The organism is Streptococcus sp. HMSC072D05 (genome assembly GCF_001815805.1).
Taxonomy (GTDB): Bacteria; Bacillota; Bacilli; order Lactobacillales; family Streptococcaceae; genus Streptococcus.
Window position 1 is genome coordinate 140,360 of record NZ_KV821994.1, and the last position, 15,979, is coordinate 156,338.

At 41.8% G+C, this 15,979-nt stretch carries 7 protein-coding genes and 2 pseudogenes; all 9 read left to right on the forward strand.

Annotation, left to right across the window (positions count from 1 at the left end; genetic code table 11):
• Positions 1-5,134: ZmpA/ZmpB/ZmpC family metallo-endopeptidase (locus tag HMPREF3057_RS02615; protein ID WP_070696242.1), on the forward strand; the 5,134-nt coding region annotated here is incomplete at its 5' end.
• A 229-nt stretch (positions 5,135-5,363) separates the two neighbouring features.
• A complete protein-coding gene (locus tag HMPREF3057_RS02620) occupies positions 5,364-5,744 on the forward strand; it encodes a hypothetical protein (RefSeq protein WP_000849881.1) in 381 nt (126 codons plus the stop codon).
• Between the two features lie 233 nt (positions 5,745-5,977).
• Complete coding sequence (locus tag HMPREF3057_RS02625) at positions 5,978-11,485, forward strand: ZmpA/ZmpB/ZmpC family metallo-endopeptidase (RefSeq protein ID WP_070696245.1); 5,508 nt, start codon at positions 5,978-5,980, stop codon at positions 11,483-11,485.
• Positions 11,486-11,636: 151 nt separating this feature from the next.
• The gene (locus tag HMPREF3057_RS02630) at positions 11,637-12,017 is read left to right on the forward strand and encodes a hypothetical protein (RefSeq protein ID WP_070696248.1); all 381 of its coding nucleotides are present in this window, start codon (positions 11,637-11,639) and stop codon (positions 12,015-12,017) included.
• A 197-nt stretch (positions 12,018-12,214) separates the two neighbouring features.
• The gene (locus HMPREF3057_RS02635) at positions 12,215-12,907 is read left to right on the forward strand and encodes a phosphoglycerate mutase (RefSeq protein WP_000240130.1); all 693 of its coding nucleotides are present in this window, start codon (positions 12,215-12,217) and stop codon (positions 12,905-12,907) included.
• A 290-nt stretch (positions 12,908-13,197) separates the two neighbouring features.
• Positions 13,198-13,467: a 30S ribosomal protein S15 gene (gene rpsO, locus HMPREF3057_RS02640; protein WP_001018251.1), complete on the forward strand. Its 270-nt coding sequence runs from the start codon at positions 13,198-13,200 to the stop codon at positions 13,465-13,467.
• A gap of 486 nt (positions 13,468-13,953) precedes the next feature.
• Positions 13,954-14,417: pseudogene (gene tnpA / locus HMPREF3057_RS02645) on the forward strand (IS200/IS605 family transposase).
• A gap of 608 nt (positions 14,418-15,025) precedes the next feature.
• Positions 15,026-15,628 carry a CadD family cadmium resistance transporter gene (locus tag HMPREF3057_RS02655; RefSeq protein ID WP_070696251.1) on the forward strand — a complete coding sequence of 201 codons (603 nt, stop codon included), beginning with the start codon at positions 15,026-15,028 and terminating at the stop codon, positions 15,626-15,628.
• A gap of 162 nt (positions 15,629-15,790) precedes the next feature.
• Positions 15,791-15,979: pseudogene (locus HMPREF3057_RS10410) on the forward strand (iron ABC transporter permease); the annotation flags it as partial.

Here is a 15,979-nt window from a genome sequence, read left to right on the forward strand (position 1 = left end):
GAAACCAACAGACGCTCCTGTAAATGAAGTTCCAAGTCTAGAGGTTGAGGAAAAGGATGTTACTACGACGGTAGCAGAACCCTACACTCGAGAACGAGTAGAGAGTGATAGCTTACCAGTTGGCCAGACCAAGATAACCCAAGCTGGTCAAGATGGCGTCCGTACGATTGTCACCCGTCAGTACATAGTAGATGGCAAAGTAGAGAGAAGCCAGGAAATCTCCAACGAAGTGACAACACCAGCAGTATCGGAGATCGTAACCGTCGGAACAGCTCCTGTTAGCGAGAAACCAACAGACGCTCCTGTAAATGAAGTCCCAAGCTTAAATGTTGAAGAAAAGGATGTTACCACAACAGTGGCCGAATCCTATCCAACTAAGGAAGTGGAAAGTGCAGACCTGCCTTTGGGGCAAAGGGAAGTTAGCCAAGCTGGTCAAGATGGTGTGCGTACGATTGTCACCCGTCAGTATTTAGTAGATGGAAAAGTCGAAAATACAGAGGAAATCTCTAACACTATCACAAAAGAAGCAGTTCCTCAGATTATCAAAGTCGGTACAAAACCAATTTCTACAAATGCGGATCACGCTCCTGTGGAACCAGAAAAAGGAACTCTCGACCTCGAACCCTTACACCAATTAGTGGAAGAGGCCGATAGCATCCAGAAAACGCATCAGTATTTCAATGATACCACTGCAGATCAAGAGTCTTATAAACAGGCAGTCGCAAATGCCCAAGCTCTCTTTGAGGCATCTCATGCTAGTCAAGAACAGGTTGATTCTTTGAAAACAGCCCTTGAAACTGCTAAGAATAATCTAGACGGTCAACCTGTTGATAAGAAAACTCTTGGAGTTGAATTTGACATGAAGGATGTGACTCAGTCTACAGTTGCTTACCAGTATGCTGATGAACAAGCCAAACTCCGCTATCATCGTGCTCTAGATCAGGCCAAGCTCGTTTTGGACAATCCTTTCGCCAATCAAGCCTTGGTCGATCAAGTTCGGACGGATCTCGAGGCAGCTCGTCAAGCTCTGGATGGTGTCAAGAGAAAACCAACCCTCTCTCTAGTCAGTGTCGAGAAGGAAGAAGATCAACGCCAAGTTTCTCTTAGCTATCACTTGACGGATGCTACAGCAAGCTATCAATCAGCCAAAGTGCAGCTATACAAGGGCGAAACGCTGATCAAGGAAGTCGACCTTGTGGACCTCGCTCAAAAATTGACACTTGATGACTTGGACTACTATACTCCTTATACCCTCAAAACTGTCATGAAATATGACCCGGGTCAAGGGGAACAAACTAGTATAGAGGATCAACGCCCAGTTCAGCTAGATTATAAGAAGGTTGAAATCAAAGATATTGATCGTATCGAACTGTACGGTAAAGATGGTAGTCACTACCGACGTTACCTATCCCTGTCGGAAGTGCCGTCTGATTTGGACAACTACTATGTCCGCATTCAGTCAGACAAGTTCAAGGATATGCTCTTACCTGTTACTAAGATTACAGATAAGGGCAATGCCTATTCCGTAACGGTATCAGCTAATCAGCTCGTCGAGGGAGAAGGGGATCATTATCGTCCAGATTACTCTTTTGAACTGCCGAAAACGCCTCTTAGTCAAGAAGGTGTCTATACGTCCTTCAAAGCGCTCGTAGAGGCCATGAAGTCAAACCCGACTGGAAACTTCACATTAGGAGCGGATGTTTCAGCAGATGAACTCCAGTTGGAACAGTCTGCGACAAGCTATGTACCAGAAGAATTTTCAGGTAGCCTAACTAGCCGAGTGGATGGCAAAGATTATACCATCTACAACTTGGCAAAACCACTCTTTGCAACCTTGAAAAATGCCACCATCCAGCAACTGACCTTGAAATCGACTGCAGTTACAGGCAAGGATTCTATAGGGGCCTTGGCTAGCAACGCTCAGAACGCAACGATTACGGATGTTTCTGTAAGTGGTAGTCTATCTGGGAACAAGCATATCGGTGGACTCGTAGGAGTTGCCCAAAACACAAAACTAACCAATGTTGCCTTTAAAGGATCCATCACCAGCACCCAAGATGGAGGGCAGGAGTACAATATTGGTGGCCTGGTCGGTAATTTCCACGGCAACCAATCACTGGCGCAGAAGAGTCAGGCAGATGTATCTATCCAAGTAACGGGTAGAAACGGAGACCAGCGTGTTGGAGGCTTGATTGGTCGCTTGCAAAATGGAGCTAGATTAGAAACTTCTTATGTGAGTGGTTCTATCCAGAATGGAGGTCATTCTGGCCAAGTCGGTGGAGCAATCGGGTCTACTTGGAACAATGGACAGGTCCGAAATGTCTTGACCAGTGTCAAGGTTCAAAATGGTCATGCGATGACAGGAGATCCCTATCCTGAGGCTTCTGTTCGGGACTCTTATGTTCTTGAAGGAACTACAGCAAATCGAAAAGATGAGCGTTTTGTCCGTTCTATTTCAGAGGCCGATGCGCAAGCCAAACGTCAGTCCTTTAGAATCACTTCGAACTTGACGGACCAAGAGCCATTGCAGCAAGCTTACCAGCATCAAACAGACTATAGTCGAGTGAGGGGAGCTCAGGAGTCCAGAAAGCAAGCCTACGAAAATGTAGAAAAACTATTACCATTCTACAACAAAGACTTCATCGTTCATACAGCTAACCAATTAGCTGAAGATGATAAACTCAACAAAGTAGCCCTGCTAGATGTGGTTCCGATGAAAGATGAGACACTGATAACAGATGTCAACAGCCATAAGGGTGAAATCAATAGACTGATGCTGCATTATGCAGATAAGACGATCGCTTATCTTGATCTGACCTACAAGGGTGATTTTGCCAATGGCCAGATTGCTGAATATAGCATCGCTGATAAGAATTTGCTCTATACGCCAGAAGTCTTCCTATCTGACTACCAGTCTATTAAAGAGAGTGTCTTGGATGAACTCAAATCTGTGACCTATGACTCGGCTGCAGTGCGTAAAGTATTAGAGATTGGTGAAACAGCTTCCTTAGATGATCTTTATCTGGAAAAAGCCTTTGAACAAATCAAAGCTGAACTAGGTCAGGAGCTCCTCAAGGTACTTTCAGTTGACAAGTCGATCAACACCCTAGGCCCTGCCGTAGCGGATGCGATTAGCCAAAAAATTCTGCAGAACAAAGAGGCCTTCATGCTTGGTCTGACCTATCTCAACCGATGGTACAATGTCAACTATGGAACGTTCAATACCAAAGATCTTAGTGCCTATAAGTTTGATTTCTTTGGCAATCAAGCAGCTTCGACACTGGATACTATCATCGCTCTCGGGAACTCTGGAATGGGCAATCTTCGAGCGCAAAACAACTTCAATGCTTACCGACAATCCCTAGCCAAGGAAAAAGGCAAAGGAGACCTCTTTGCTTACTTAGAAAGTCTGCGTGAACTCTTCTTGCCAAATAAAACCAACAGTGAGTGGTTCAAGGAAAATACTAAGGCTTATATCGTAGAAGCTCGTTCAAGTCTGCCAGAAATTCAGGCTAAGCAAGACAATGCAGATCGTAAGAGTAAGTATACAATCAAGGTCTACGACAGACTGACTCAGGGAGATTGGGGCTTCAAGCAAATGGTCCTCCAACTTCTGACCTTACCTGAAAGAGATGTCTATATCATCAGCAATATGTCGACTATTGCCTTTGGTAGCTTTGGAGGCTACAGGAAAGAAGGTGGTAGAGTTCTCTCAGGCGAGGAACTCCATCGACACGTTGAAAAACTTGTGGATCAATCAGCTGAATGGCAACGAAACCACTATGACATGTGGTACAACATTTTAAGTCCAAACAGGAAAGACACTCTATTCAGACGGGTGATCGTTACAGACGGTTTCTTTCTTTATAATGATAAAGGCCAGCAATATTGGGCTCCTCGTAATGATAAGACCTCTGTTGCTATGTATAATTTCTTTGGCCCTGCTGGCAAGTATCACGGAGACAATGGACTAGGAGCCTTTGCAAATGGTTATGAAGTCTTCTATGTCTATGACCAGATGCTGGGAGCTTCTGGAACCATGGTCTATACCCATGAAATGACCCACAACTCGGATGGTTCTATCTATTTTGAAGGACATGGTCGTCGTGAGGGTGAAGGACCTGAGAGTTTTGCTACAGGGATGTTAGAGTCTGTAACCAATGTTAGCGAAAAAGGTCTCGTACTTAATAGCTTCTATCAAGGAGATAAAGATTCGACCACACGTTACCATACCTATGATCCTGTTGCTCGATTCTCCTCAGCAGATGCTCTTCGCGACTACATGCATGGAGTTTTTGACGTACTGAACCTTCTGGATTATGTAGAAGGGGATATTGTTACTGGAGTTCTAACTGATCAACAGAAAATGAAATGGTACCGTAAGGCTGAAAATTATAACTTTGAAAAAACTTCTTATGGTAAACAAGCTCACGCTGATGATCGAATTGTCCCTATAACTGCCGAAGAAGCAGCCAAACTAAAATCTGTTGATGATTTGGTTGATCATAATATCATTGGTCGTCGCGATGGTTGGGATAGAGCTAACTTTGGACGAAATGGCTACTATGTCATCAATATGTTTGCTTCCTTCTATGCAGCTCTGGACAATCCAACTGGTGCACCTGGGGGACTTATGTTCCGCCGTAGAGCTTATGAATTGCTCGGAGACAAGGGTTACCAACAAGGATTTGTCCCATATGTATCTGGCCAATACGCTGGCCAAGCGCTTAAAGAAGGTCATAAGACCTACTCAATCTGGAACAGAGGAGATGTCGGAGTAGTTGGAGATGATTTGGTTTTCAAAAATCTCTATGGTAGCCAGTATGAATCATGGAAGGATTTGAAGAAAGCCATGTTGAATGAGCGATACAACAAGGCTCAAAACTTCCTTCGCCCTATCACTATCGAGTTTGAAGCAGGAAAACTAGATAGCAAACGACAAATTACGATTTCTTCTTATGAGGAATTACAAGATTATATGTACTTAGCAGTACTAGCGGATGCCTCAGCTAAGAACATTGATCGTGCCTTATCAGACAGCTCTAAGAGCAGTGTCGCCCAACTCAAGTATCGTATTTTCAACGCTTATCTACGTGCCACAGACGACTTCAGACAGTCCATCTTTGAAAGATAGACACGAAAAAAGAAGATCCAAGTGATCTTCTTTTTTAGGTGAATGGCTTGCTTAGTACAAAAACGAATGAATTTACAAATAAATTGATACAGGACATATTTCTTACTCTAAATATCTGGAGAGAAATTGGAAAACATTCATCATCTAGTATACTCGTTTCGAAATTTCTTTTGTTTTTCATGAAAATATGATAAAATGATAGTTGTAAAATTTTTTTAAGGAGATTCGGATGAAAACAAAAGCACTTGCTCGCGTAAATGCGATTTTTGGTCTTATTTCAGGTATCGTCTTGCTGTTGGCACCTCTTGTTATGTTTATGATAGCTGTCGGGGCTGCTGCAGCGACGGAGGACTCTGATGCAACAGTTGGTATATTGACGATTTTTTCAATCATTTTGGCATTGGTAAAAATTGCTGTCTTGGTTTTAGGAATTGTGTCTATTGTCTATTACAAGGACGATGAGCGTGTGACCCCTGCACCGTCTGTTTTGTTTATCGTGGGTGGTTCTGTTGGATTGATCCCATTCTTGGGCTGGGTAGGAGGAATTCTGACAATCATTGGTGGATCCCTCTATTTTGGACTTTTGAAAAAGTTCGAGATTCAAGAATAATGACTTTTTGTTAGGAATATTTTCAAATAAGAGAAGGCGCTTAGCCTTCTTTTTTTGTCATCAACGACGGATAAATTTTACAAGATAAATAAGCTTTGACATTCGTGAAATCTAAAGCATTTATTGGAGACAAGGAAGTATTTTTATAGTATAATGGTGGATGTGAAATACCTATATCAAAATATAATGCTAGTTATTTTCTTGATAGAAGGTAAAAGTTGAGAGGATTTAAAATGAAAAAGTTTTTTGGAGAGAAGCAGCATCGTTTCTCCTTACGAAAATTAGCAATTGGACTTGTGTCAGCTTCGATTTCAAGCCTATTTTTTGTGTCCATTGCGAGTAGTGGAACCGTATTTGCTCAAGAAAATGTAGCTGTTCACTACAAATATGTGACGGATACGGAGCTGAGTGGGCAAGAGAAGGACTTGATTGTCAAGGATATTCCGAAGATTGCGGAAGATAGTGAGAGCACCTATTATCTAGTCTACCGTATGGATGAGAAAGCCCAACTAGGTCAGTTGCCCAATACAGGTGGGCAGAATAGCCTTACTAGTGTTTTAACTGGTGGAGCCCTAGCTTCAATTGGCCTTCTTATTTTTGTCGTATCGAAAAAGAAAGGCAAAAAGAAAGCCCTCTTGAATGTGATTTTGGTAACAGGGATGGGCAGTGGTTTGGCTTCTTCAGTTCAGGCTATTGAAAATCAACTTTTGCTCCAGTACAATCAGGAATACCAATTATCCCAAGGAGATAGTCTGCCTTTGCCACGTGCCTTATCAGGTTATACTTATCTAGGCTATATTAAGCAAGACAAAGAGATTAATCAGCAAGAAACTGCTGCTAGGGATCAGAAACTTGACTATACAGTTCAACCTCATTTCCAAGCCAACGAAGGTGGACAAAAGGCAGGAGATGAGCAGAAAGCTCCGTCTTCAACAAGCCCTGCAGACAAGACAATCCCTTCTCAAGATTTATCTAATAAAAAGCCGTCTGGTATTGCTAGTGTAGATCCTCAAGACGAAGTCTTGGCTGGTCGCGTGAACAAACCAGAGCTCTTATACAAAGACCAAGAGATTGTAACCAAACTAGATGTTTCAGAAGTGGTGCAGGAAAATCCAGATCTAGCAGAGGGAACCATCCATGTCAAACAAGAAGGTCGTGCTGGGAAGAAGATTGAACTTGTTCGCATTTTCACGGTTGAAAACCAAGAAATTTCTAGGGAAGTTCTCTCAACTAAGGTAGAAGAAGCCTTGCCACGTATAGTAGAGAAAGGGACTAAGAAGGCAGTAGCTGCAAGTGAAGCACCTCAGTCTGCAAGAAAAGGAGAGCCTGAGACTCAGGCTCCATTACCAGAATATACAGGCGAGCAAGCGGGAGCGGTTGTAGCCCCAGAGACAGCTGAAAAACCAGAATATACAGGCACCCAAGCTGGAGCAGTTGTTGAACCCGAACAAGTCGCTCCGCTACCTGAGTATCAGGGAACCCAAGCTGGTGCTATCGTCGAGCCAGAACAAGTTGAGCCAGAGGTTGGGGGTGTCCAGTCTGGGGCTTTGGTGGAACCAGAAACGACTGACAAACCAGCCTATACAGGCGAGCAGTCAGGAGCAATCGTAGAGCCTGAACAGGTGCCACCAACACCAGAATATACAGGAACTCAAGCAGGAGCGATTGTTGACCCTGAGATAGCTGAAAAACCAGAATATACAGATACTCAATCAGGTGCGATAGTGGAACCTGAGACTCAATCTTCCTTACCAGAATATAAAGGTGAGCAAGCAGGAGCCATCGTTGAACCGGAACAAGTCGCTCCTCTTCCAGAATATACTGGCAATACCGAGCAAGTAAAACCGGAAACTCCGACAGAAAAACCAAAAGAAAAAGACCCAGAGAAGACGCTTGAGCTAAGAAATGTTTCGGATCTGGAGTTGTATAGTCAGACCAATGGTACTTACAAACAACACGTTTCTTTAGACGGTGTCCCAAGTAATCCAGACACTTACTTTGTCAAGGTTAAATCCTCGTCATTTAAAGATGTCTATTTACCAGTCGCTTCAATAACGGCAGAAATAAAAAATGGGCAGCCAGTTTATAAAATCACAGCCAAGGCTGAGAAACTCCAGCAAGAGCTAGAAAATAAATATGTTGATAATTTCACCTTCTACCTAGCTAAGAAGGCTAGAGAGGAAACGACAACCTTTACTTCCTTTAGCAACCTAGTCAAAGCTATCAACCAGAATCTCTCTGGAACCTATCATTTAGCAGCTAGTTTGAATGCCAACGAAGTGGAGTTAGAGCCTGAAGCTAAATCCTACATCAAGGGTACCTTTACTGGTCAGTTGATCGGTGAAAAAGATGGCAAGCAGTATGCTATTTACAACTTGAAAAAACCACTGTTTGAAACTTTGAGTAGTGCCACAGTAGAAAAATTGAGTCTGAAAAATGTCTCCATTTCAGGGAAAGATGATATCGGTGCATTGTCCTATGAAGCTCAGAATGGCACAAAGATTCAGCAAGTTCACGTTGATGGTGTTCTCGCCGGTGAACGTGGTATCGGTGGTTTGCTGGCAAAGGCTGAGCAATCAAGCATCACAGAGAGCAGTTTCAAGGGAAGAATTATCAACACGTATGAGACGACTGCTGCCTATAATATCGGTGGTCTGGTCGGTCATTTGACAGGCGACAAGGCTTTACTTACTAAGTCAAAAGCGACAGTAGCCATTTCATCCAACACAAATAGTTCAGATCAGACAGTGGCTGGTCTTGCAGGTCTAGTAGATCAGGATGCACAAATCCAAGATAGCTATGCTGAAGGCGATATTAACAATGCCAAGCACTTTGGTAGAGTCGCGGGAGTAGCAGGCTATTTGTGGGATCGAAAAACTAATGAGGAACAGCATGCTGGAAGATTGACCAATGTTCTCAGTGATGTCAATGTAACCAACGGAAATGCCATTACCGGTTACCACTATAATGGAATGAAGGTGAAGGACACATTCAGCAGCAAGGCAAACAGAGTCTACAATGTCACCTTAGTCAAGGATGAGGTCGTCAGCAAGGAATCCTTTGAAGAAAGAGGAACAATGCTAGATGCTTCCCAGATTGAAAGCAAGAAAGCAGCCATCAATCCTCTCACTCTACCAACAGTGGAACCCCTCTCAACAAGTGGCAAGAAAGACAGTGATTTTTCTAAGGTAGCCCATTATCAAGCTAAGCGCGCCTTGGCTTATAAGAACATTGAAAAATTGCTACCTTTCTACAACAAGGCAACCATCGTCAAATACGGAAATCTGGTCAATGAGAACAGTCTGTTATATCAAAAAGAACTCTTGTCAGCAGTTATGATGAAGGATAACCAAGTCATCACAGACATTGTTTCCAACAAAGAGACTGCAAACAAACTCTTGCTTCACTACAAGGACCATTCTTCTGAGAAGCTTAATCTCAAGTACCAGGATGATTTCGCCAAATTAGCAGAATATAGTCTAGGCGATACTGGACTTCTCTATACGCCAAACCAATTCCTGTATGACCAATCTTCCATCATCAAGCAAGTCTTACCTGACTTACAAAAGATTGACTATCATTCAGAAGCCATCAGAAAGACACTCGGTATTTCTCCAAAAGTCGAGCAGACTGAGCTCTATCTAGAAGACCAGTTCGCCAAAACAAAACAACATTTGGAAGACAGTTTGAAAAAACTCTTGTCAGCTGATGCTGGACTTGCCGGTGCTAACCCAGTCACCAAGGGTTATCTTGTAGATAAAATCAAACGCAACAAGGAAGCCTTGCTACTTGGTTTGACCTATCTGGAACGGTGGTATAACTTCAGCTATGGTCAGGTAAACGTCAAAGACCTGGTTCTGTACCACCTGGACTTCTTTGGTAAGGGAAATGCTTCACCACTGGACACTCTGATTGAGTTAGGTAAATCTGGTTTTAACAATCTTCTAGCTAAGAATAATGTCGATACTTATGGTATCAGTCTTGCCAGTCAACATGGAACGACAGATTTGTTTAGCACGCTAGAAAATTACCGAAAAGTCTTTCTACCAACCACAAGCAACAATGACTGGTTTAAATCAGAGACTAAGGCTTACATCGTTGAAGAAAAATCCACTATCGAAGAGGTGAAAGCGAAGCAAGGATTAGCTGGCACCAAGTACTCTATCGGTGTTTATGACCGCATCACTAGTGCCACATGGAAATACCGCAATATGGTCTTGCCTCTCCTAACCTTGCCAGAAAGATCAGTCTTTGTCATCTCAACCTTGTCTAGTCTAGGATTTGGAGCCTATGATCGCTACCGCAATAGCGAGCATAAAGCGGGCAAGGCTCTCAATGATTTTGTAGAAGAAAATGCGCGTGAAACAGCCAAACGTCAGCGAGATCACTACGATTATTGGTATCGTATTTTAGATGAACAATCACGTGAAAAACTCTATCGTACCATCTTGCTTTATGATGCTTATAAGTTTGGTGATGACACAACCTCTGGAAAAGCTACAGTGGAGGCTAAGTTTGATAGTTCCAATCCAGCCATGAAAAACTTCTTTGGACCAGTTGGCAATAAGGTAGTACACAACCAGCATGGAGCCTACGCTACAGGTGATGGCGTCTACTATATGTCTTACCGTATGCTGGACAAGGATGGAGCCATTACTTATACCCATGAAATGACCCATGATTCCGATCAGGATATTTATCTTGGTGGCTATGGTCGAAGAAGTGGCTTGGGCCCAGAGTTCTTCGCAAAAGGCTTATTGCAAGCGCCTGACCAACCAAGTGACGCAACCATTACCATCAATTCTATCTTGAGACACTCAAAATCAGATAGTACAGAAGACTCCCGTCTGCAAGTCTTGGATCCGACAGAGAGATTCCAAAAGGCAGCAGATCTTCAGAACTATGTCCATAACATGTTTGACCTTATCTACATGCTGGAATACCTCGAAGGACAATCAATCGTTAACAAACTGAATGTTTACCAGAAAATGGCGGCTCTCAGAAAGATTGAGAACAAGTATGTGAAAGATCCAGCAGATGGAAATGAGGTTTATGCCACTAACGTAGTCAAAGAATTGACAGAAGCAGAGGCCCGAAACCTGAATAGTTTTGAAAGTTTGATTGACCATAACATCTTGTCATCTCGTGAGTACCAGTCTGGTGACTATGAACGAAATGGATACTATACGATCAAACTCTTTGCCCCAATCTTTTCTGCTCTCAGCAGTGAGAAAGGCACGCCAGGGGACCTTATGGGACGCCGGATTGCTTACGAACTTCTGGCTGCCAAAGGCTTTAAGGATGGAATGGTACCTTATATCTCAAATCAATATGAAGAAATTGCTAAACAAAATGGTCAGATAATCAACCTCTACGGTAAAAAGCAAGGATTAGTGACAGATAAGCTTGTTTTAGAAAAGCTATTTGGTGGTCAGTATTCATCTTGGGCAGCCTTTAAAAAAGCTATGTATCAAGAGCGCGTTGCTCAATTTGATCATTTGAATAAAATTACTTTTAAAGATCCGACGCAATCATGGATGAGCAATGCCACGAAAACCATTCAAAGAGTAAAAGAATTGCAAGCCCTCATGGATCAAGCTGTTCTCAAGGATGCTGTAAGTCCTCGTTGGAGTGACTATAAGCCAGAGATTGACAGTGCCGTTCATAAGTTGAAGAGAGCAATCTTTAAAGCCTATCTTGACCAAACAAACGATTTCAGAACCTCTATTTTTAAGAAATAAGGGTTGGAAAATGAAAAGGGAGGATCGACAGATCTTCTCTTTTTATGTTCGGCTGTCTGAAAGCTGGTAGGCGATTTGTTTGTGATTGAGAAGGTCTTTTGTTTCTGGAGCAAATATGGTAGAATGATAGCTACGAGAGAAGGAGGTTTTTATGGAGAGAGATAGATTGGTTCGACTCAATTGGAGACTGGGCATGCTGGCAGGTATAACCTTGCTTTTGGGACCGGTTCTACGATTTTTGCTATCCTATACTGGGGCCATCATCTATAAAGATCCTTCAAAAATGCTGGTCGTTACGGTTGCCTTTTCCCTGCTCCTGACATTTTTTAAGATTTTGATGATTGCATTAGGTACCTTTATGCTAATCTATTTCGAAGAAGATCAACAACTTCGAAAGCTACCTTCTATTTTATTTATCATTGGTGGCGTGCTGGGATTTCTTTCAGCGACCGAGTGGATAGGAGGATTTCTAATCATTAAAGGTGCTGTTACTTTTTCTAAATTTTTAAAAGAAGTCCGTGGCCTTGTCTGATAGTCTAGTGAAAACAACCCTAGGAAGGGTTGTTTTTGTGTTTCAAAAACAATTTTTAAAAGTAGATTGCTGAGAGAAGAGTCATGTTGAGACTCTTCTCTTTTTAGTTGATTTTAACTAGCTTTTTTGTGAAAAATTGTGTAAAATAGAATAGATAAACGAGGGCAACCTCGAAAAATTAAAGGAGAATCCATCTAATGGTAAAATTGGTTTTTGCTCGCCACGGTGAGTCTGAATGGAACAAAGCTAACCTTTTCACTGGTTGGGCTGATGTTGATTTGTCTGAAAAAGGTACACAACAAGCGATTGACGCTGGTAAATTGATCAAAGAAGCTGGTATCGAATTTGACCAAGCTTACACTTCAGTATTGAAACGTGCGATCAAAACAACAAACTTGGCTCTTGAAGCTTCTGATCAATTGTGGGTTCCAGTTGAAAAATCATGGCGCTTGAACGAACGTCACTACGGTGGTTTGACTGGTAAAAACAAAGCTGAAGCTGCTGAACAATTTGGTGATGAGCAAGTTCACATCTGGCGTCGTTCATACGATGTATTGCCTCCAAACATGGACCGTGATGATGAGCATTCAGCTCACACTGACCGTCGTTACGCTTCACTTGACGACTCAGTTATCCCAGATGCTGAAAACTTGAAAGTGACTTTGGAACGTGCCCTTCCATTCTGGGAAGACAAAATCGCTCCAGCACTTAAAGATGGTAAAAACGTATTCGTAGGAGCTCACGGTAACTCAATCCGTGCCCTTGTAAAACACATCAAACGCTTGTCAGACGACGAAATCATGGACGTGGAAATCCCTAACTTCCCACCATTGGTATTCGAATTCGACGAAAAATTGAACGTAGTTTCTGAATACTACCTTGGAAAATAATCTATAAACAGAAAGCCTAGGATTCCTAGGCTTTTTTGTTTTTGCTTCTAGTTTCCAACTAGTTGAAAAAGCCTTATAATGATAGTAAAGAGTGACTTGTTTGTGAGAAAGGTTGATATGCTCGAAGCCTGAAATCAGTAGAGTAATTCACGGGTTTAAACAGTAAATCAGTTGACAAAGTCCCTGCTTCTTGGTAGAATAAGAACTGTCGTAAAGACAAATAACTTCTTCTTGGTTACAGGCATGCCAACCTGTCACTCGGATGAAGCCAAATAAAAAGGAGAAACATCATGGCAATCTCAAAAGAGAAAAAAAATGAAATCATCGCACAATATGCACGTCACGAAGGTGATACAGGTTCAGTAGAGGTTCAAGTTGCTGTCCTTACTTGGGAAATCAACCACCTTAACGAACACATCAAACAACACAAAAAAGACCACGCTACTTACCGTGGATTGATGAAGAAAATCGGTCGCCGTCGTAACTTGCTTGCATACTTGCGTAAAAACGACGTTAACCGTTACCGTGAGTTGATCAACTCTCTAGGACTTCGTCGCTAATCTGCTTTATTTTCCACTTACATTGCGTTGTCACCTTACCTCGATATACTCAAGTATAATCTTCGGTTACGGTTCCTAGCACTGTAAGGTAAAATAAACCAGATCATCTCCCTTCGGGGAGATTTTTTGTTTCACTAACATTTTTGTACAATCTTCGGCTTGCCGCTTAGTCTATAAACGTTTTATCCAGCAAGAATCATGATGCTAAGGGCGTTAAAAATCAGTATGAAAATAGGGAAAGGACACAGTGTTCGATGAACACAAGGAGTTTTATCTTTTTCACTAGGATTTTAGCCCAAGCTCAAATCAGCTCTCTGATATTCAGAGGGCTTTTTTATTATGTGACTATTAGTCCGTCTCGCTCCGCAAGGTGCGAGACAAATAAACCACCTGCTATGCGGGTGCGCATCGAAGGTTATACCAAAAAACTCCAAACACGATACAATAAAGGTGTTCAAGCCAATTGTAAAGCGAAAGGAGAAAAATATGGCACAAAAGGCACATAGTTTATCACACACAAAGTGGATGTGTAAATATCACATTGTGTTCAACCCTAAGTATAGACGAAAAGTAATTTATAATCAATATCGAAGCAGTTTGGGAGAAATATTCCATCGATTATGTAGTTATAAAGGTGTTGAGATTATCGAAGGTCACTTAATGCCAGACCATGTACATATGTTAGTCAGTATTCCACCGAGGATAAGTGTTCAAGTTTCATGGGGTATTTAAAAGGTAAAAGTGCACTCATGATGTTTGACAAACACGCCAACCTCAAGTACAAGTTTGGGAATCGGCATTTCTGGGCAGAAGGTTATTATGTAAGTACAGTAGGGCTTAATGAAGCCACAATTAAGAAATATATTCAAGAACAGGAAAAGCATGATATAGCACTAGATAAATTAAGTGTAAAAGAATATGAGGATCCCTTTAGGGATAGTGGTAAGTAGTACCAAGGTCTCTTTAAGAGGCAAGTGACGAGTCAAGAGCAATGAGGCTTGAACAACGTGAAAGCCAGCGTCTTTAGGCGCTGGCTGGTGATTTGGGCTTATAGTCCTGGTGCAAACCACCCGTTAGACGGGTGGTTATGATTGAGGTTTTATCGGTCACAATTTTGGAGACTATAAAAACAATCATTCTCAGTACCTCGAAGCGCATTGAGTTTTATCGGTCACAATTTTGGAGACTACAAAAACCTAAAGAAAAAGTAACAGGAGCTGAGATTGGTTTTATCGGTCACAATTTTGGAGACTACAAAAACTCAAATGGTATCAGCTAATTACACCATAAAGGTGCGCAGCTACTCGGCTTGAAAAGTCGAGTAGCTGTCTGCAAGCCCCCTCGGAGAGCCCACACTTTACGAAGTAAAGTATAGTATGTTATACTTTACATGGAAGTAGTCACCGAATTCCAGTTAGAAATTACTTTGTAACTACGTTTTGAGGAGGAGTAAAATGCTTTCCTACGTTCGACATTACCCACTAGCGATAGCAAAATTAATGTGTCTGTGCTCTCCTAAAATCTGCTGATTTATTACTAACTAATACAGGAGGTTTTTATGGGACAGACAATCATATCTGCTATTGGTGTTTATATTTCCACCAGTATCGATTATTTAATTATTTTATTTGCACAGCTATCACAGAATAAACAGAAATGGCATATTTATGCGGGGCAATATCTAGGAACAGGCTTACTTGTAGGGGCGAGTTTAGTTGCTGCTTATGTCGTTAATTTCGTGCCTGAAGAATGGATGGTTGGATTGCTTGGTTTAATCCCTATCTATTTAGGGATTCGCTTTGCAATTGTTGGAGAAGGTGAGGAAGAAGAGGAAGAAATTATTGAAAGATTAGAACAAAGCAAGGCAAATCAACTGTTTTGGACAGTTACATTGCTGACAATTGCGTCTGGCGGAGATAATTTAGGTATCTATATACCTTATTTTGCTTCGTTAGATTGGTCACAGACCCTCGTGGCGTTGCTTGTGTTTGTAATCGGCATAATTATCTTTTGCGAGATTAGTCGGATGTTATCCTCTATTCCGTTAATATTCGAGACAATTGAAAAATACGAGCGAATCATTGTGCCCATAGTATTCATTCTACTTGGACTATACATCATGTATGAAAATGGCACGATAGAGACTTTTCTGATCGTGTAGATTTTTTTGTTTCACTAGGATTATAGCCCGAGCTCAAATCAGCTCTCTGACTTCAGAGGGCTTTTTCTATATATGTCTCTATCCTTGTCCATCTAATAGAAATATGGTATACTTTTTATGAGAATTTTCTAAATTTTTAAGATTCTATCAAAGGAGGTTTGCATGCTTTCCAAATTTTCTGGAAGCCGACGGGACCTGCAATTTGTGTTGTTTTTAGGTATTTTGCTAAGTGTTTTAGGAATTTCCCTCTTTCTAGCAGTTTCTATGGGATCCGTTGCGATTGATCTAGGAGATACCTATCGGATCATTTTGAGCAAATTGGGATTTCCTCTTGAGATAGGAGAGGTTTCC

Excerpts from the sequence above, each read along its gene's own strand:
- HMPREF3057_RS02620 (WP_000849881.1), top strand. The coding sequence starts at position 5,364 with ATGAAAACAAAAGCACTTGCTCGCGTAAATGCGATTTTTGGTCTTATT.
- HMPREF3057_RS02625 (WP_070696245.1), top strand. The coding sequence starts at position 5,978 with ATGAAAAAGTTTTTTGGAGAGAAGCAGCATCGTTTCTCCTTACGAAAA.
- HMPREF3057_RS02630 (WP_070696248.1), top strand. The coding sequence starts at position 11,637 with ATGGAGAGAGATAGATTGGTTCGACTCAATTGGAGACTGGGCATGCTG.
- HMPREF3057_RS02635 (WP_000240130.1), top strand. The coding sequence starts at position 12,215 with ATGGTAAAATTGGTTTTTGCTCGCCACGGTGAGTCTGAATGGAACAAA.
- rpsO (WP_001018251.1), top strand. The coding sequence starts at position 13,198 with ATGGCAATCTCAAAAGAGAAAAAAAATGAAATCATCGCACAATATGCA.
- HMPREF3057_RS02655 (WP_070696251.1), top strand. The coding sequence starts at position 15,026 with ATGGGACAGACAATCATATCTGCTATTGGTGTTTATATTTCCACCAGT.